The organism is Mesorhizobium sp. M0715, from assembly GCF_040320355.1.
Taxonomy (GTDB): domain Bacteria; phylum Pseudomonadota; class Alphaproteobacteria; order Rhizobiales; family Rhizobiaceae; genus Mesorhizobium.
Genome location: NZ_JAMYPL010000009.1, coordinates 61,973 through 78,764 on the forward strand (window position 1 = coordinate 61,973; position 16,792 = coordinate 78,764).

The following is a 16,792-nucleotide window of genomic DNA, read 5'->3' on the forward strand; positions in this document are numbered from 1 at the left end:
CAGCCGGAAATGAACAGTGGCGCAAGAGGCCAGCCTCGGGAAGCGCCGACGCAACAACAGCACTGCAAATGCGACTGGACCAGACAAATTCTTGCCTTGAAACCGCAGCTTCGGGTTTCTAGGGTTTCGGCGCACCTACACAAGGAATCCTGAATGCCCCGTTCTGTGATCGACGCGATCGGCAACACGCCTCTGATCCGCCTCAACAAAGCTTCGGAACAAACCGGTTGCGAGATCCTGGGCAAGGCCGAATTCATGAATCCGGGCCAGTCGGTCAAGGATCGCGCGGGCCTGTTCATCATCCGCGACGCCGAGAAGCGCGGGCTGCTGAAGCCCGGCGGTGTGATCGTCGAGGGAACGGCGGGCAATACCGGCATCGGGCTGACGTTGGTCGCCAAGGCGCTCGGCTATCGCACCGTCATCGTCATCCCGGACACACAGAGCCAGGAGAAGAAGGACACGATCAAACTGCTCGGCGCCGAACTGATCGAAGTGCCGGCCGTGCCCTACAGGAATCCCAACAATTACGTGAAACTGTCGGGGCGGTTGGCCGAGCAACTGGCAAAGACAGAACCGAACGGCGCCATCTGGGCCAACCAGTTCGACAATGTCGCCAACCGTGACGGCCATATCCGCACCACGGCGGAGGAAATCTGGAACCAGACCGGCGGCAAGGTCGACGGCTTTGTCTCGGCGGTCGGTTCGGGCGGCACGCTGGCCGGCGTCGCCTCCGGACTGAAAGCCAAAAGCCGGGATGTGAAGATCGCGCTCGCCGATCCGCTGGGGGCCGCGCTCTATTCTTTCTACACCAGCGGCGAGCTGAAGTCCGAAGGCAGCTCGATCACCGAAGGCATCGGGCAGGGGCGAATCACCGCCAATCTCGAAGGGTTCACGCCGGATTTTTCATTCCAGATCCCCGATGAGGATGCGCTGCCGATCGTCTTCGACCTGATCCAGGAAGAAGGCCTTTGCGTCGGCGGCTCGACCGGCATCAACATTGCCGGCGCGATCCGTCTGGCCAGGGAATTAGGCCCCGGCCACACCATCGTGACCATCCTTTGCGATTACGGCACGCGCTATCAATCAAAACTGTTCAACCCGGAATTCCTGCGCGAGAAGCAGCTGCCGGTGCCAGGCTGGATGGAGCTGAAGAGCACAATTCCGGTGCCGTTCGAAAAGGTCGCGTGATGGCAAACAGGACGGACGCCCTGTTTCGCGACGATGCCTATCTGCGGACGGCGGAGGCGACAGTCGTTGCTGTGAACGATCGCGGCGGTATCATCCTCGACCGGACGATCTTCTACGCCACTTCGGGTGGCCAGCCGGGTGACACCGGATATCTCGAACGCGGCGATGGTAGCCGCATCGCCATTGCCGCCACCCTCACCGGTGAGACCAAGGACGAGATCATCCATGTGCCGGCGCCGGAGCAGGCGGTTCCGCAGCCCGGCGAGGCGGTGAGGCTGGCCATCGACTGGGAGCGGCGGCATCTCTTGATGCGCATGCACGCGGCTTGCCACCTGCTCACCGTCGTCTGCCCGTTCCCGATCACCGGTGCCTCGGTTTCCGAGGACGACAGCCGTGTCGATTTCGACGCTCCGGATGCCGGCTTCACCAAGGAGGACGTCACTGCCGGGCTGATGGACCTGGTGCGGGCCGATCATCCGATCTTTGTCAGGCTGATCAGTGACGAGGATCTGGCTGCCAATCCCGGCCTAGTGAAATCCAAGAACGTTCGGCCGCCGGTCGGCACCGGCAAGATCCGCCTGGTCTGTATCGGCGACAACGCCTCGGTGGACAGCCAGCCCTGCGGCGGCACCCATGTAAAGAGCACCGGCGAAGTCGGCGAAATCCACATCGGCAAGATCGAGAAGAAGGGCCGCGAGAACCGGCGCTTCCGCATCCGCTTTGGGCCGATGTCGGCAAACTGAACAGGACAGTGATCGCCAAAAAAGCGAGCAGGAGAACAAAATGGCCGAGGACAGCCCCTTCACCGTCGACGCAGACTGGCTGCAGCAACGTCTCGGCGAGCCGGGCCTGACGATCATCGACGCATCCTGGTATCTCCCGGCGCAGAAGCGCGATGCGCGCGGCGAGTATGAGTCGGCCCACATCCCGGGCGCACGATTTCTCGATCAGGATGCCGTTTCGGACCCGGATTCGCCCCTGCCGCATACCTTGCCGTCGCCGCAGCATTTTGCCCAGTATGTCGGCGCCATGGGTGTTTCGGCCGATGACACCATCGTCGTCTATGATGGTCCGGGTTTCTTCTCGGCGCCCCGGGCGTGGTGGATGTTCCGGGTGATGGGCGTCTTCCAGACCTATATTCTGGATGGCGGCTTCGATGGCTGGAAAGCCGCCGGCAGGCCGGTGACGGCTGAGCCGACCAAGATCGCGCCAAGCGTGTTTCATGCCGATTTCGACCCCGGGCGCGTCGCCAGCCTCGCCGACATGCGCCGGATCGTCGACACCAGGGCAAGCCAGATCGCCGACGCCCGGGGGCCGGGCCGGTTCACCGGCACTGAACCTGAGCCGCGCGCGGGTATCCGCTCCGGCCATATGCCTGGCGCGCGCAATCTGCCCTATTCGGCGCTGTCGGAAAATGGCGAGCTGTTGTCGAAGGACCGCCTGCGCAAGGTGATCGAGGAGGCCGGCATCGATCTGTCGAAACCTGTCGTCACTTCATGCGGCTCCGGTATTACCGCGGCGGTGGTGACGCTGGCGCTGGAAACGCTTGGCCATACGAACAACAGGCTTTACGACGGCTCCTGGACGGAGTGGGGCGGGCTTTCCGACACGCCTGTGGTGACCGGCAAGGAATGAAGACGATGGAAAACGGCACGCTGGAAGACATTGACGTCACGGTGACGTTCCTCGAGATGCATGTGCCGCCGGCCTATTCGCCGCCTGTGCCGTATAACCGTCAGGTCGCGCTGCTGAAGACCAAGGACATTCCGCTGCATTTCTACCGCTATCTGATGGACCGGGTGGGGCGCAAATGGCACTGGGTCAATGTGCTGAGACTGGATGACGACGAGCTTTCGGCCGGCATCCATCGCGAGGACCGCGACATCAGGGTGCTCTACCTCGATGGCGCCCCCGCCGGCTTCTTTGACCTCAAGCCGCATCTGCCGGAAGAAGTCGAGCTCGCCTATTTCGGCATGATGGAACATGCGACCGGGCAAGGCATCGGCCGCTGGTTCCTGGGCTCCGCGATCGCCGCCGCATGGTCGCATGGGCCGAAGCGGGTGACGGTGCAGACCTGCACGCTCGATCATCCGGCGGCTCTGCCGCTCTACCAGAAGCTCGGCTTCGCACCGGTGGCGCAAAAGAGGGAAATCGTCCATCCGCTGCCTTTCACCGAGCGCGCGGCCAGCGTCATGCGGCCCTAGCCGGAAGCTAATACCAGCTCGAATCTGAACCCGTCGTTCATCGGCCCTTCAGGCTGTTTTTGGCATGTTGCCGGCACCATCAATGCGGCCAAGGCCGAAGGAGACGAAGACATGCTGACCCGCCGTACACTTGCCGCCGCGCTGATCGCGGCAATTGCCATGCCAAGCCTGGCCGCAGCCCAGGCGACAACGCCTTCGGCCGCGACGATCGAGCGGAAGCTCGAGGCGGCGCCGCGTGTGAAATTGCGGCCGAACGAGCGCGTCACCATCCGCGAATTCAAGCGGCGCCCGGATTTGCGCCGCATGGCCCGCTCGATCGATATCCAGTCGATCAACTTCGCCTTCGGTTCGGCGGCCATTTCCAGTTCGCAATACGACAAGATCGAGACCATTGCCGACGCGCTGCGGCGCATCCTGCGCCGCGATCGCGGCGCCCGCGTGCTGATCGAGGGCCATACCGACGCCGTCGGCTCCTTCCAGTCGAACCAGGCCCTGTCCGAACAGCGCGCCGCTTCGCTGAAGCGCACGCTGGTGCGCGAATTCGGCGTGCCGGGTCATGCTCTCGAGACAGTCGGCTATGGCGAGGAGTTTTTGCTGGTGCAGACGCAGACCGAAAACTGGCAGAATCGCCGGGTGACGCTGCGCCGCTTCGACGATTTCATCCGTTGAGCCGCAGCTCCGACGGGACTTGATGAGAGCCGATCGCCGAGGGGCGACCGGCTCTTCGACATTTGGCAGGAATCGGGTGGGCGGCGAGGGTTCAAGGACATAATTTCCAGTCACGACGCCGGAGATTTTTCCATGACCATCCAGTTCAAAGCTTTGCCGACCGAAGATGTCAGGACGTTGCAGCGCGGTGGCATCGATGCTTATGGCCAAATGCCCGAGCGAAAGATCTCCGACGGTGACGGCATGCCTTGCCGTCATTGCTTGAAGAACATAGGAGCCGGCGACGCCTACCTTGTTCTGGCATACAGGCCATTCCCGGGGCTTCAGCCCTATGCCGAAACCGGGCCGATCTTCCTGCATGCCGAGGAATGCGATGGTGCCGCTGAGAGCGGGGCGCTGCCCGAGGTTCTCGATAGCCCTGACTACATCGTGCGCGGCTATGGCAGGGATGATCGTATCGTCTATGGCAGCGGCGGCGTCATCCCGACCACGGCAATTGCTGCACGGGCCGAGACGCTGTTCGAACGCGACGAGATCGCCTACGTCCATGTCCGTTCGGCGCGCAACAATTGCTACCAGTGCCGCATCGAGCGCGCTTGAGGCTGAGATTAGCCCCTGGAAACAGTTGTCGTACTCCCGTCGCATATTCGCGATAGAAAGCCATTGTCGATCGATTTGCCGACCACGGATGAACCGGCGGTAAATCTCGACATCGAGGAAGCGGGGCTTTGGCTCCGCTTTTTTGTTGCGCGGGGGTATTCCGCGCAACAAAAAAGCCCGCCGGCATGGCCGACGGGCTGCAACTGTTTGGCTGGAGGGCCTTTTAGTTGAACTTGTACTTCGCGCCGAGACCCACGGTGTGGAAAGAGGAAGTCGCGGTAAGGGTGTCGTCAGGTGCGCCGAATTCCGAAGAAAAGTCCTTCTTGGCGAACTGCGAATAGCGATATTCGAGACCGACGGTAACGTTGCTGGACAGAGCCGTTTCAAGGCCGCCACCAACCGAGAAACCGCTGGAACCCCAGTCGAGAATGTCGCCGATCGGATCGGAAGCGTTCAGATCGAAATGCTGCCAGCTATAGCCGGCAAGCGCATAGGCAAGGGTCGATTCGTTCATCTTCATGCCGACGCGGCCCAACACATCGAACCCATAGTCGGTATCGACGTTGATCGATCCGCCGCCGAGCTCCAGTTCGGAAGTCATGCCGGAGTAGCGTGCATCGACCATGACGCCTGCGACCCAGCTGCCGAAGTCATGATCGTAGCCGACGTTCAGTTCACCAAAGGCACCTTCGCCACCGAGACCATTGAATTCCAGGTCGCCGAGCGGCGGAACGTTGATCTGATGCACGGATGCACCGGCGCCACCAGCGCCGCCGATGTAGAAGCCGGTCCAGTTGTAGGCTGGCGTCTCGAAGGCAGCACCGCCGCCGTTCTGCGCACCGAAACGGTAATTGGCTGCGATCTGGAAGGTATGGCGCGAGGTGTCAAGATTGAGGAGACCGTCCGGAACTCCGACAAGGCCAGCGTCGGAAAGAAGATCGTCCTTGGTCCCGAAGCGCGTATAGCGATACTCAGTCTTGATCGTCCAATTGCTGTTGATGGCCGTTTCGATGCCACCTCCGACAAAATACCCGCTTTGATCCCAATCAAAGTCGAAGCCGGCGTTCGTATCGAGCTTGTACTTCTGCCAGGAATAGCCACCCAGCACGTAACCCAGAGTGTTCGGCGTCAAGAGGTAGCCGAGACGCAGGCCAGCGTCGAAACCGTAGGTTTCCTTGATCGAAGCGTCGAACCCCGTAATGTCCAGCGTGGTCCCGATGTTGCCGACGTGAGCGTCCAGCAGACCTCCGATGAGGAACCGGGGCGAGACCATATAGTCATAGCCAACCGTCAGCTCACCATAGACGCCTTCGCCACCAATGCCGTTCAGCGAGATTGGAATAAAATCGCTGCCGAGCTTGTGTACGTTGGCACCGGCACCGACGCCAAAACCAACGTAGAGGCCGCTCCAGTTAAAGCCGGCAGCTTCTACCGGTTGCACGACGTCAGCTGCATGAGCAGCAGACATCAAAGCTACAGCAGAAATAGCACCAAGAAGAAAAGATTTCGCGGATGTGCGAATGAACATATGCCCGTACCCCAATGAATAAACCCAGAATGTCTCTAGCAGGGAGTCGGCCGGTACGGGAATGACAAATATGCAACAATGATGAGCAAAGTGCCGTTGCGTCACGTGGTTCGACACCAAGCTTTGCCTGAAAAACAGGCTCGCAAGAAAAAAAACCGCCGGCTTGGAACCGGCGGGCTGGATTGAAAGGAGCTGTTTTCGCGAAAAATCAGGCGGCAAGAACGGCTTTCGGCTCGACCAGTTCGTAGCCGAGCGCCTCGGCGACTGCCCGGTTGGTGATCTTGCCTTTATGGACATTGAGGCCGTTGCGCAGGTGATGATCGTCGACCAGCGCCTTCAGGCCCTTGTCGGCAAGCTGCAGGCCATAGTGCAGCGTCGCGTTGTTGAGCGCGTGGGCCGAAGTGACCGGCACGGCACCCGGCATGTTGGCGACGCAATAGTGGATGACGCCGTCGACCTCATAGGTCGGCTCGGCATGAGTGGTGGCGTGCGAAGTCTCGAAGCAGCCGCCCTGGTCGATGGCGACGTCGACCAGCACCGAGCCTTTCTTCATGCCCGACAGCATTTCGCGCGAAACCAGTTTTGGCGCCGCGGCACCCGGGATCAGCACCGCGCCGACGACGATGTCTGCCGAAAAGCACTCTTCCTCCAGCGCCTCGACAGTCGAGTAACGGGTGTGGACGCGGCCGGCGAAGAGGTCGTCGAGCTGGCGCAGGCGCGGGATCGAGCGGTCGATGATGGTGACGTCGGCGCCAAGGCCGGCCGCCATCCTGGCCGCGTGCAGGCCGACGACGCCACCGCCGAGCACGGTGACCTTGCCGGGCAGCACGCCGGGCACGCCACCCAGCAGCACACCGCGGCCGCCATTGGCCTTCTGCAGCGCCGTGGCACCGGCCTGGATCGACAGACGTCCGGCAACTTCCGACATCGGCGCCAGCAGCGGCAGGCCGCCACGGTCGTCGGTCACAGTCTCGTAGGCGATTGCCGTCACGCCGGACGCAAGCAGGCCCTTGGTCTGCTCCGGATCCGGCGCCAGGTGGAGGTAGGTGTACAGGATCTGGCCTTCGCGAAGCTGCGCCCATTCGCTGGGCTGCGGTTCCTTGACCTTGACGATCATGTCCGACCTGGCGAACACCTCGGCGGCCGTCTTGGCAATCGTGGCGCCGGCGGCGCGATAGGCGTTGTCATCGGCGCCGATGCCGGCCCCGGCGCCGGTCTCGACCAGCACTTCGTGGCCATGGGCGACATATTCGCGGACCGAGCCGGGAGTGAGGCCGACGCGGTATTCGTGGTTCTTGATTTCCTTGGGGCAGCCGACGCGCATTTTCTTCTCCTGATCCGGCCCTTTGGGCTCGTTCCCTGTATGGATGGAGTGAACCACGAATCGTTGCGCAGGTGTTTGCGAATGCGCTTGCGCCAATCGGCCGGTTTCGATAATCGTTGCGCGAAATAACAAGATATTCGCAGGATTCACGAATAATGACGCTCGACAGGATTGATATCGCCATTCTTGAGGCATTGCAGAAGGATGGCAGGATACCCAACGCGGCACTTGCCGAAAAGGTCGGCCTATCGCAGTCGGCCTGTTCGCGCCGGCTCGACAATCTGGAGAAATCCGGAACCATCCGTGGCTATCATGCCCGGCTTTCCAATACAGCACTTGGCCACCAGATGACGGCGATCGTGCACATATCGCTGTCGGGACAGTTCGAGAAGACTCTGTCGGATTTCGAGGCGGCGATCAAACGCTGCCCGAACGTGCTGTCCTGCCATCTGATGTCGGGCGAATATGACTACATCCTGAGGATCGCGGCCAAGGATCTCGTCGACTATGAGCGAATCCACAAGGAATGGCTGTCGGCGATGCCGCATGTGACCAAGATCAATTCGTCGTTCGCCTTGCGTGAGATCGTCGACCGTACGGCCATGGGCATGAAGCCGGAGATGGCCTAGTTCCTCGACACAGAAGTTCTGACGGGTCGCTGCATAGACAAACCACCTGCCTTCGATTTGCGGAAACGGGCGTCACTTCGTCATCCACGGGCGGAGCAAGGAGTGTAGCGACGCAGCGCAGACCCGAGGATCCATGCCGCGACTTCAAAGCGTCACTACGGTGCAGAGTTCTGCTCGGCTGCATTCCTTGGTCAAGGTCACGGCATGGATCCTCGGGTCTCCGCGACGGAGCTTCGCTCCTGCTTCGCCCGTGGATGACGAAGGTGGGTGCCTTGGGTCAATCCCGAATGCCTCTGCGATCCATCGAGACGAACCATGACAACCTGGCTGCTGACAGGCCGCTAACCACCCTGTGGGGCCTGGGCTAGCTGACCGCCGTTACCACCCGATCCATCGGGATATCGTGCGGCTGCGGGTAGATGGTCGCGATGCGCTGCAATTCGTAGCCGACGCCGATGACCAGCGGCTTGAACGGCATCGCTGCCAGCGTACGGTCGAAGAAACCGCCGCCATACCCCAGGCGGTAGTTCTGGGGATCGATGCCGACGATCGGCGAGATGACGATGTCCGGCAGCACCGGATCGCCCTCGGCCGGGATCGGGATGTTCCAGACACCTTTCTCCAGCCGGTCGCCCGCTTTGTAGACGCGGAAGATCAGCGGCTGCCCCTTCTCGATGACGATGGGCAGGGCGGTGCGGCCGCCGCGTTCGTTTATGGACGCCATCCAAGGCCGCAAATCCGGCTCGCCACGAAACGGCCAATAGAGACTGACCATGCGCCCGGCGATCTCGCCGATCATCGCGTCGAGGCTTTCCGCAATGCTTTGCGACATTACCGTTCGGGCGTCGGCCGAAACAGCAAGACGCGCGGCGATCAGGCGTTCGCGCTCGGCTTTGCGCCAGCGTCTCACATCGGTCCAGTCGCTCGAAGGCGCACGGAATTGCGGATCGAGTTCGTGCATGAAACAGGGCGGCGAAGAATATTGCGCCGGAGCATCGTCGTCACGATCGTTGGCCATGCCTCACCTCATCGCGTGTTCGATGACGCTATACCTCGCGATACGATACAACATGTGCATTCACGACATGCAACGACGAGTCTCGGGCACTGTCCATCTGTTGTTGCATTGCACAAAAATACCTACATCCAGGACAGGCAATCTTGCTATCGGGGTGAACGAAATGAACGAAGCTAGGCATCATGTCGTCGTTGTCGGCGCGGGTTTCGGCGGCCTCGAGTTCACCCGTGCACTTGCTGGCGCGCCGGTCCGTATCACCATGATCGACAAGCGCAACCATCACCTCTTCCAGCCGCTGCTCTACCAGGTGGCGACGACGGCGCTGGCCACTTCCGAGATTGCCTGGCCGATCCGCCACCTCCTGCGCAAGCGCAAGGATGTGACGACGCTGCTCGCCAATGTCACCGGTGTCGACCGCGCCGGCAAGCGCGTGCTGCTCGATGACGGCAGCGCGGTCGCCTACGACACGCTGGTGCTCGCCACCGGTGCCCGCCACGCCTATTTCGGCCATGACGAATGGGAACCGTTCGCACCTGGCCTGAAGACGTTGGAGGACGCCACCACCATTCGGCGCCGCATTCTCCTGGCCTTCGAACAGGCCGAGCGGGAGACCGATCCCGCCAAACGCCAGGCGTTGCTGACCATTGCGATCGTCGGCGGCGGACCGACCGGCGTCGAGCTTGCCGGCACCATCGTCGAGCTGGCGCATGACACGCTGCGCGGCGAATTCCGCAACATCGACACGCGGCAGACGCGCGTGGTGCTGATCGAGGCCGGCGACCGCATTCTGGCCAATTTCGCACTGAAACTTTCCGACTATGCCAGCAAAGCGCTCGAGCGGCTCGGCGTGACGGTCGAGCTCGGCCGGGCCGTCACGCGCTGCGACGCCGAAGGTGTTGTGTTTGGCGATAAGCAACTGGCAGCCCGAACGATCCTGTGGGCAGCCGGCGTTGCCGCTTCGCCAGCCGCTGAATGGCTGGGAGCGAAGGCGGACCGCGCGGGCAGGGTGCTGGTCGAGCCTGACCTCAGCGTGCCCGGCAGCCCGGAGATCTTTGTCATCGGCGACGCCGCTCATGTGCTGCGGCCGGACGGGCGGCCGGTTCCCGGCGTGGCGCCTTCCGCCAAACAGGAGGGCCGACATGTTGCGGCCACCATCAAGGCCAGGCTCGGCGGCGACACGACCGCGCGTCCTTTCCACTACAGGCATGCCGGCGATCTGGCGACGATCGGCAAACGCGCCGCTGCCATCGATTTCGGCTGGATCAAGCTCACCGGCTGGCTCGCCTGGTGGCTGTGGGGAGTGGCGCACATCTATTTCCTGATCGGCTTTCGCAACCGGCTTGCGGTTTCGCTGAGCTGGCTATGGATCTACGCGACGGGGCAACGTAGCGCGCGGCTGATCACCCAGGGCGACGACAAGGGCTGATTTCTTCGCCCCGATCGTTCATGCGCACGTCAATCTGTTGCTGATGGACTGACGGCTTCATGCGCGCGACTTGTTGAATGGACTTAAGCAGGTTTCAGAGCGAAGTTCGCTTCGGGGCAGGGCTTTGTCAGGTTGTCGAGGAGAAAACATGTCGCAACTGCTCCATCCCGTATCCCGCCGCGATCTCCTTGCGGGTGCCGCCGCCGCAGGGGCACTGATCATGCTGCATCCGTTCTCCGCCCGCGCTCAAGGCAACCAGGCCCATCTTCGGATCATGGAAACCACCGACATCCATGTGAACGTGCTGCCTTACGATTACTACGCCGACAAAGCGAACGACACGCTGGGTCTGTCGCGCACGGCGTCTCTCATCGATGCTGTGCGCAAGGAAGCCGTGAATTCGATGCTGATCGACAATGGCGACCTGCTGCAGGGCAACCCGATGGGCGACTACATCGCCTATGAGAAGGGGCTGAAGGACGGCGACCTGCATCCGGTCATGAAAGGCATGAACCTGCTCGGCTACGAGTGCTCGACACTGGGCAACCACGAGTTCAACTACGGCCTGTCGTTCCTGGACAAGGTGCTGGCCGGTGCCAATTTTCCCTTCGTCTGCGCCAATTTGATCCGCGGGACCGAGCTTGCCGCTAACCCGCGCGACGACAAGCTCTATCTCAAGCCCTATGTCATCCTCGACAAGAAGATAAAGGACGGCGCGGGCGCCGAGCAGCCGATCAGGATCGGCATTATCGGCTTCGTGCCGCCGCAGATCATGGTTTGGGATCTCAAGAACCTGGAAGGCAACGTCAAGACGCGCGACATCGTCGAGGCGGCCAAGGCCTGGGTGCCGCAGATGAAGGAGGAGGGCGCCGACATCGTCATTGCGCTCTCGCATTCCGGCATCGATGTGAAGCAGGGCGAGATGATGGAGAACGCCTCGTTCTTCGTCGCCGGTGTCGACGGCATCGATGCGGTGTTCACCGGTCACCAGCATCTGGTGTTCCCCGGCAAGAAGGATTTCCAGTCGCTCGATGGTGTCGACACGCAGAAAGGCACGCTGCAGGGCAAGCCCGCCGTCATGGGCGGCTTCTGGGGCTCGCATATGGGGCTGGTCGACCTGATGCTGGAACGTGACGGGTCGAAATGGAAGGTCGTTTCAGCCACTTCCGAGGCGCGGCCGATCTTCGAACGCGTCGACAACAAGAACAAGCCGACTGTCCCGGACGACAAGCGCATCATCGCGGCCCTCGAACAGGACCACCAGGCGACACTGGCCTATGTGCGCCGCCCTGTCGGCAAGACCTCCGCGCCGCTCTATTCCTATTTCGCGCTGGTCGCCGACGATCCGTCGGTGCAGGTCGTCAGCCAGGCGCAGACCTGGTACCTCAAGGATATTCTCAAGAACACGCAATGGAAGGACGTGCCGCTGCTGTCGGCCGCCGCTCCCTTCAAGGCCGGCGGGCGCAACGGCGCCGACTACTATACCGACGTGCCGGCAGGCGACATCGCCATCAAGAATGTTGCCGACCTCTACCTCTATCCCAACACCGTGCGTGCGGTCGAAATCACCGGTGCGCAGGTCAAGGAATGGCTTGAAATGTCGGCCGGCATCTTCAACCGGATCGAGCCTGATAAGGCCGACCAGACCCTCATCAACACCGATTTTCCGTCCTACAATTTCGACGTCATCGACGGCGTCACCTACAAGATCGATCTGTCGCAGCCGTCGAAATACGATGCCAAGGGCGGGCTGGCCAACGCTGGCGCCAATCGCATCGTCGACCTGAGTTTCGATGGAAAACCAATTGATCCCAAACAGAAATTCGTCATCGCGACCAACAATTACCGGGCTGGTGGCGGCGGCAATTTCCCCGACATCAATGCCTCGAAGATCATCTACGAAGCACCGGACACCAATCGCGACGTCATCGTCCGCTATATCGTCAGCGAGGGCACGATCAATCCGTCGGCGGACGACAACTGGTCGTTCGCACCGCTGCCTGGAGCCAGCGCCGTGTTCGAAACCGGCCCCAAGGCCAAGGATTTCATTGCGCAGGTGAAATCGCTGAAGATCGAGCCGGCGGGCGAGGGCGAGGCAGGATTCGCGAAATACCGCATCCTGCTTTGAAGGGTGACGGCGACCGCGCGGCCATGTCGAGATCGTGCTCGACATCGCTTGGTCAGCGGCAATGAAAATCGAAGAGCGTGTCGATTTACGCCTTGTAGACCACCTGGCGCACGTCGATGTAGCTGGCGCGGAAGCCGGCTTCGCAATAGTGCAGGTAGAACTCCCAGAGCTTCTTGAAGCGGTCGTCGAAGCCGAGCGGAACGATCTTCTCCCATGACGCCCGGAACCGGTGGCGCCATTCGGCGAGCGTGCGCGCGTAGTCGTCGGGAAAGACGCGCTCGCGCAGGTGGGCGAGGCCATGATCCTTGCCCAGTGCCTTCAGGATCGACGGTGTCGGCAGCATGCCGCCCGGGAAGACGTAGCGCTGGATGAAATCCGGCCTTGCGCGATAGGTGTCGTAGGCGGCTTCGTTGATGGTGATGATCTGCAGGCCGGCAGTGCCCCCAGGCCTCAGGCAGGCCTTCATCTTGCCGAAAAACACCGGCCAGTATTTCTCGCCGACCGCCTCGAACATCTCGATCGAGGCGATGCGGTCATAGGTGCCGGTTTCGTCGCGATAATCCTGCAGCTTGATGTCGACCTTGTCGGCAAGGCCAGCCTTGGCGATGCGAGCCGTGGCAAAATCGTGCTGCTCGCGGCTGATCGTCAGCCCGGTCACGCGGCAGCCGATCTCGCGCGCCGCGAATTCGGCGAAGCCACCCCAGCCGCAGCCGATTTCCAGCACATGGTCCTTCGGACCGATCCCTGTATCCTTCGCCAGAGCGCGATATTTGGCGGCCTGGGCGCCTTCCAGGTCGTTGGCACCGGTCGTGTAGAGCGCCGAAGAATAGGTCATGCTCGGATCGAGCCATTCCTTGTAGAAGGCGTTGCCGAGGTCGTAATGCGCGGAGATATTGCGTTTCGAACCGGTGCGCGTGTTCTGGTTGAACCAGTGGCGGATGCGCTGGACGGTGTTGATCAGCCAACTGGTGCCGCCCGCGATACGCTCGCCGATGACCGAATTGACCACGAACAGCTCCAGGAAGCTGGTCACATCAGGGCTTTCCCAATCGCCGTCCATATAGGATTCGGCAACGCCGATCGTGCCGCCGGAAAAGGCGCGGCCCGGCAAGCGCCAATTCTTCAACACCAGTTCGGCATCTGGGCCAGGTCCCTTGCCGCCGACGAGGACGGCACGGCCGTCCGGCAGCCTGACCTTGAGCGAACCGCGCGGCAGGTTCATCGCCGCCGACAGCACCATGCGCGCTTTCGCTGGAAGACCTTTCACGATCTCCGCGAAATTGAATTCATCGAGCCTGACCGCGTCGCTCAATGCTACGCCAAAATGTTCCTTTTGCGCCATCTCATGCCCCTGGATTTCCGCGGTGTCGGCGCAAATTGCCGGGCCACGGTTCTCTTGGATCATTCGCCAGCTTCGAACGCCGCCGCGACCGGTTCGTCGGCGAGCGGGCTCGAATGAAGTGCGCGCACCCTACCAGAGCTTCAGCGCTTCCCGGTGAATCCGTGCGACAATCTTCCACGTCATGCGGGGAAACTTCAAGGGGCAGGCTGCAACCGGGGCTGTGCCAAGCAGATTGCTCGCGCCGGCGGGCATCTGTGCCTTTGCACAGCCAAGGCGCAGCGCGTTAAAAAACGCCTATGGCCGCAGAATTCCTTGTGCGATAGATTTAGCCATGCGTTATGTAATCGTCATTGCCGCCATCGCGTTTTTCCTGATCTGGGACGGCATGTACAATCAGGGCCGGTATCTCGACACCACGGTGAGAGAACTTAGCCGCATTGTGCGATATGCTACCGGCAAGGTTTAGCTCCGGCGGCTGCAGCCGCGACATCCTTGTCGATTGACGCCAACGTCCTGCCGTCACAAAAGACCCCAGCACTTTGATCGAGGAGGCGGGGTTGATCCGGCATATCGTTTTCTTCAGCGCGCGGCGAAAAGAGGATGTCGAGGCTGTGCGCACCGGCTTGCTGGCGCTCGGCGACATTCCTCATTCCAGCCTTTTCGAGGTCACCTTGAACACCAAGGTCGATCCACTGTCCGATGAGGTCGACGTGGTCGTCTATGCGGAGTTCGCCGACGACGCCGCGCTGGCCGCCTACAAGGCGCACCCGCTCTATGCGCAGACCACCAGCAAGGTCAAACCGATGCGCGAACTGCGCTATTCCGCCGATGTCGTTGCCGGAAGCTGATGCCTTGTCCAGGTGGTGCCTTTTTCGAAGTCCGGTGAACTGACGTGGGCGAACTGGCCGGGATTGCGATCAAGTCTTGAACCGATTTGCGGAATGATGCACATCGCGCCTGCATGACCCAAACCGCAGCCGCAGGCACTCATCCGCTCGATCACCTGGTGCTGCCGACGCAGAGCCTTGAGGTTGCGCGAGCCCGGCTCACCGCGCTTGGCTTCGTCGTGGCCCCGACCGGCATCCATCCCTTCGGAACGGAAAACTGCTGTGTTTTCCTGGCCGACGGCACGTATCTCGAACCGCTCGCGGTCGGCGACGAACAGGTGGCGACAAAGGCTATCGCAGACGGCAATGTCTTCGTCACGCGTGATCGCGCCTATCGCGACAGCAACGGCGACGAGGGATTTTCCGCCATTGTTCTAGGCACGGGCAATGCCGACGCCGACCATGCACGCTATGTCGGTGCCGGCATCTCGGCGGGAGACATGCTGGGTTTTTCGCGCGCCTTCACCGACCCGGCCGGCAAAAGCGACATCGCATCGTTCAAGCTCGCCTTCGCGGCCGGAGCCGAAGCCACGGACGCCTTCCTGTTTGCCTGCGAGCGCGTCAACGCGCCTGATGTTGACCGTACGGCTTTGCAGGCCCACGCCAACGGCGCGACCGGAATTGTCGAGATCTTGGCGATCAGCGATGCGCCCGGAAAGCAGCATGGGCTTATTTCCGTGGCGGTGGACGATCCGGCCGCCGACAGGCAGGGCGGCAGGTTTCCCTTGCCGAATGCAGATTTGAGCGTGCTTGACGGCCCGGCTTTCACCGCGCGCTTCGGCCTGCCTGCCGGCGCGCCGACAGATCTACGCTTCGCAGCGGTGGTCTTTTCGGTTGGGAACGCCGATGTGACATCGAGGCTGCTTGCAGCCAATTCCGTCCAACACGATATAGCGGGCAATGATATCGTCGTGCGGCCTGCACCCGGACAGGGCGCGGCCTTCATCTTCCGGGAGATCCCATGAGCAAGCCGCAAGCGTCCAATTCAATGGCGCCCAATTCGTCGGTAACCGTCGGCAATGTCGTCTTCGACAACAAGGCGGCTCTGTCGCTGATCGCCGGCCCTTGTCAGTTTGAATCACGCCAGCACGCCTTCGATATGGCCGGCGCGCTGAAGGAACTGACCGGCAGGCTCGGCATAGGGCTCGTCTACAAGACCAGCTACGACAAGGCCAACCGCACCTCGCTGTCGGCGACGCGCGGTGCCGGTATGGACGCAGCCCTTCCCGTCTTCGACGAGTTGCGCAAGGAATTTTCGCTCCCCGTGCTGACCGATGTCCATACCGAGGAGCAGTGCGCGATCGTCGCGCCGCATGTCGATGTCCTGCAGATTCCGGCTTTCCTGTCGCGCCAGACGGACATGCTGGTCGCCGCCGCCAGGACCGGCAAGGTTATCAATGTGAAGAAGGGGCAGTTCCTCGCCCCCTGGGACATGAAGAACGTCGTCGCCAAGATCACCGGATCCGGCAATGCCAATGTGCTGACCACCGAGCGCGGCGCGTCCTTCGGCTACAACACGCTGGTGTCCGACATGCGCGCTCTGCCCATCATGGCCGAGATCGGCGCGCCGGTGATCTTCGATGCCACGCATTCGGTGCAGCAACCGGGCGGGCAGGGTGGTTCCTCGGGCGGCGAGCGCCGCTTTGTCGAGACGCTGGCGCGCGCTGCAGTCGCTGTCGGCGTTGCCGGCGTGTTCATCGAGACCCATCAGGATCCCGACAACTCGACCTCTTCCGACGGCCCGAACATGCTCCCGTTGAAGGACATGCCGGCCCTGCTCGAGCGGCTGATGGCATTCGACCGCATCGCCAAGGGCCTCTAAGGGCGGACGCATACTCCGCCGACTGCC

Annotated in this window: 17 protein-coding genes; 13 read left to right on the plus strand and 4 right to left on the minus strand. The window is 61.8% G+C overall.

The genetic code is table 11. The features are described 5' to 3' along the window. Positions 1 to 153: 153 nt before the first annotated feature. From NKI21_RS13490 to NKI21_RS13515, 6 genes are all read left to right on the plus strand, one after another. Positions 154 to 1,188 carry a cysteine synthase A gene (locus tag NKI21_RS13490; protein ID WP_023812064.1) on the plus strand — a complete coding sequence of 345 codons (1,035 nt, stop codon included), beginning with the start codon at positions 154 to 156 and terminating at the stop codon, positions 1,186 to 1,188. After that, positions 1,188 to 1,931, plus strand: coding sequence for an alanyl-tRNA editing protein (locus tag NKI21_RS13495; RefSeq protein ID WP_352865923.1), 744 nt, complete (start codon positions 1,188 to 1,190; stop codon positions 1,929 to 1,931). The genes NKI21_RS13490 and NKI21_RS13495 overlap by 1 nt, the downstream gene beginning before the upstream one ends. 40 nt (positions 1,932 to 1,971) lie before the next feature. After that, positions 1,972 to 2,823: a 3-mercaptopyruvate sulfurtransferase gene (sseA, locus tag NKI21_RS13500; protein WP_023812062.1), complete on the plus strand. Its 852-nt coding sequence runs from the start codon at positions 1,972 to 1,974 to the stop codon at positions 2,821 to 2,823. A gap of 5 nt (positions 2,824 to 2,828) precedes the next feature. After that, the gene (locus NKI21_RS13505; protein WP_023812061.1) at positions 2,829 to 3,392 is read left to right on the plus strand and encodes a GNAT family N-acetyltransferase; all 564 of its coding nucleotides are present in this window, start codon (positions 2,829 to 2,831) and stop codon (positions 3,390 to 3,392) included. Positions 3,393 to 3,503: 111 nt separating this feature from the next. Continuing rightward, entirely contained in the window at positions 3,504 to 4,061 is a 558-nt protein-coding gene (locus NKI21_RS13510) for an OmpA family protein (RefSeq protein WP_023812060.1), read from the plus strand. A 132-nt stretch (positions 4,062 to 4,193) separates the two neighbouring features. Continuing rightward, positions 4,194 to 4,661 (plus strand): DUF1203 domain-containing protein, encoded by a 468-nt coding sequence (locus NKI21_RS13515; protein ID WP_023812059.1) that lies wholly within the window; start codon positions 4,194 to 4,196, stop codon positions 4,659 to 4,661. Between the two features lie 223 nt (positions 4,662 to 4,884). Here NKI21_RS13515 and NKI21_RS13520 read toward each other — a convergent pair whose 3' ends face one another. Continuing rightward, entirely contained in the window at positions 4,885 to 6,189 is a 1,305-nt protein-coding gene (locus tag NKI21_RS13520) for an outer membrane protein (RefSeq protein ID WP_352866041.1), read from the minus strand. Between the two features lie 208 nt (positions 6,190 to 6,397). Further along, positions 6,398 to 7,513, minus strand: coding sequence for an alanine dehydrogenase (gene ald / locus NKI21_RS13525; protein ID WP_023812057.1), 1,116 nt, complete (start codon positions 7,511 to 7,513; stop codon positions 6,398 to 6,400). 155 nt (positions 7,514 to 7,668) lie between these two features. Here ald and NKI21_RS13530 point away from each other — a divergent pair, with 155 nt between their 5' ends. After that, positions 7,669 to 8,142 carry an Lrp/AsnC family transcriptional regulator gene (locus NKI21_RS13530; protein ID WP_023812056.1) on the plus strand — a complete coding sequence of 158 codons (474 nt, stop codon included), beginning with the start codon at positions 7,669 to 7,671 and terminating at the stop codon, positions 8,140 to 8,142. 364 nt (positions 8,143 to 8,506) lie between these two features. Here NKI21_RS13530 and NKI21_RS13535 read toward each other — a convergent pair whose 3' ends face one another. Beyond that, a complete protein-coding gene (locus tag NKI21_RS13535; RefSeq protein ID WP_128304443.1) occupies positions 8,507 to 9,160 on the minus strand; it encodes a 5-formyltetrahydrofolate cyclo-ligase in 654 nt (217 codons plus the stop codon). Between the two features lie 163 nt (positions 9,161 to 9,323). Between NKI21_RS13535 and NKI21_RS13540 the strand changes: the two genes are divergently transcribed. Together NKI21_RS13540 and NKI21_RS13545 are read left to right on the plus strand one after the other, a co-directional pair. Further along, positions 9,324 to 10,586: an NAD(P)/FAD-dependent oxidoreductase gene (locus tag NKI21_RS13540; RefSeq protein ID WP_352775229.1), complete on the plus strand. Its 1,263-nt coding sequence runs from the start codon at positions 9,324 to 9,326 to the stop codon at positions 10,584 to 10,586. Positions 10,587 to 10,734: 148 nt separating this feature from the next. Further along, entirely contained in the window at positions 10,735 to 12,714 is a 1,980-nt protein-coding gene (locus NKI21_RS13545; protein WP_352775232.1) for a bifunctional 2',3'-cyclic-nucleotide 2'-phosphodiesterase/3'-nucleotidase, read from the plus strand. 85 nt (positions 12,715 to 12,799) lie between these two features. Here the strand turns inward: NKI21_RS13545 and NKI21_RS13550 are convergent, their stop codons facing one another. Continuing rightward, complete coding sequence (locus tag NKI21_RS13550) at positions 12,800 to 14,056, minus strand: SAM-dependent methyltransferase (RefSeq protein ID WP_128304513.1); 1,257 nt, start codon at positions 14,054 to 14,056, stop codon at positions 12,800 to 12,802. 331 nt (positions 14,057 to 14,387) lie between these two features. Here NKI21_RS13550 and NKI21_RS13555 point away from each other — a divergent pair, with 331 nt between their 5' ends. The 4 genes from NKI21_RS13555 to kdsA all read left to right on the plus strand — a co-directional run bounded on the left by NKI21_RS13555 (position 14,388) and on the right by kdsA (position 16,765). Further along, entirely contained in the window at positions 14,388 to 14,522 is a 135-nt protein-coding gene (locus tag NKI21_RS13555; RefSeq protein ID WP_023812051.1) for a hypothetical protein, read from the plus strand. Between the two features lie 91 nt (positions 14,523 to 14,613). Beyond that, positions 14,614 to 14,904 carry a Dabb family protein gene (locus NKI21_RS13560; RefSeq protein WP_023812050.1) on the plus strand — a complete coding sequence of 97 codons (291 nt, stop codon included), beginning with the start codon at positions 14,614 to 14,616 and terminating at the stop codon, positions 14,902 to 14,904. A 113-nt stretch (positions 14,905 to 15,017) separates the two neighbouring features. Beyond that, positions 15,018 to 15,908 (plus strand): VOC family protein, encoded by an 891-nt coding sequence (locus NKI21_RS13565; protein ID WP_352751068.1) that lies wholly within the window; start codon positions 15,018 to 15,020, stop codon positions 15,906 to 15,908. Beyond that, positions 15,905 to 16,765, plus strand: coding sequence for a 3-deoxy-8-phosphooctulonate synthase (gene kdsA, locus NKI21_RS13570; protein ID WP_031213495.1), 861 nt, complete (start codon positions 15,905 to 15,907; stop codon positions 16,763 to 16,765). Before NKI21_RS13565 ends, kdsA begins: the two co-directional genes overlap by 4 nt. Positions 16,766 to 16,792 lie beyond the last annotated feature (27 nt).

Coding starts and splice junctions, on each gene's coding strand:
- NKI21_RS13490 (WP_023812064.1), top strand. CDS start 154: ATGCCCCGTTCTGTGATCGACGCGATCGGCAACACGCCTCTGATCCGC.
- NKI21_RS13495 (WP_352865923.1), top strand. CDS start 1,188: ATGGCAAACAGGACGGACGCCCTGTTTCGCGACGATGCCTATCTGCGG.
- sseA (WP_023812062.1), top strand. CDS start 1,972: ATGGCCGAGGACAGCCCCTTCACCGTCGACGCAGACTGGCTGCAGCAA.
- NKI21_RS13505 (WP_023812061.1), top strand. CDS start 2,829: ATGGAAAACGGCACGCTGGAAGACATTGACGTCACGGTGACGTTCCTC.
- NKI21_RS13510 (WP_023812060.1), top strand. CDS start 3,504: ATGCTGACCCGCCGTACACTTGCCGCCGCGCTGATCGCGGCAATTGCC.
- NKI21_RS13515 (WP_023812059.1), top strand. CDS start 4,194: ATGACCATCCAGTTCAAAGCTTTGCCGACCGAAGATGTCAGGACGTTG.
- NKI21_RS13520 (WP_352866041.1), bottom strand. CDS start 6,189: ATGTTCATTCGCACATCCGCGAAATCTTTTCTTCTTGGTGCTATTTCT.
- ald (WP_023812057.1), bottom strand. CDS start 7,513: ATGCGCGTCGGCTGCCCCAAGGAAATCAAGAACCACGAATACCGCGTC.
- NKI21_RS13530 (WP_023812056.1), top strand. CDS start 7,669: ATGACGCTCGACAGGATTGATATCGCCATTCTTGAGGCATTGCAGAAG.
- NKI21_RS13535 (WP_128304443.1), bottom strand. CDS start 9,160: ATGGCCAACGATCGTGACGACGATGCTCCGGCGCAATATTCTTCGCCG.
- NKI21_RS13540 (WP_352775229.1), top strand. CDS start 9,324: ATGAACGAAGCTAGGCATCATGTCGTCGTTGTCGGCGCGGGTTTCGGC.
- NKI21_RS13545 (WP_352775232.1), top strand. CDS start 10,735: ATGTCGCAACTGCTCCATCCCGTATCCCGCCGCGATCTCCTTGCGGGT.
- NKI21_RS13550 (WP_128304513.1), bottom strand. CDS start 14,056: ATGGCGCAAAAGGAACATTTTGGCGTAGCATTGAGCGACGCGGTCAGG.
- NKI21_RS13555 (WP_023812051.1), top strand. CDS start 14,388: ATGCGTTATGTAATCGTCATTGCCGCCATCGCGTTTTTCCTGATCTGG.
- NKI21_RS13565 (WP_352751068.1), top strand. CDS start 15,018: ATGACCCAAACCGCAGCCGCAGGCACTCATCCGCTCGATCACCTGGTG.
- kdsA (WP_031213495.1), top strand. CDS start 15,905: ATGAGCAAGCCGCAAGCGTCCAATTCAATGGCGCCCAATTCGTCGGTA.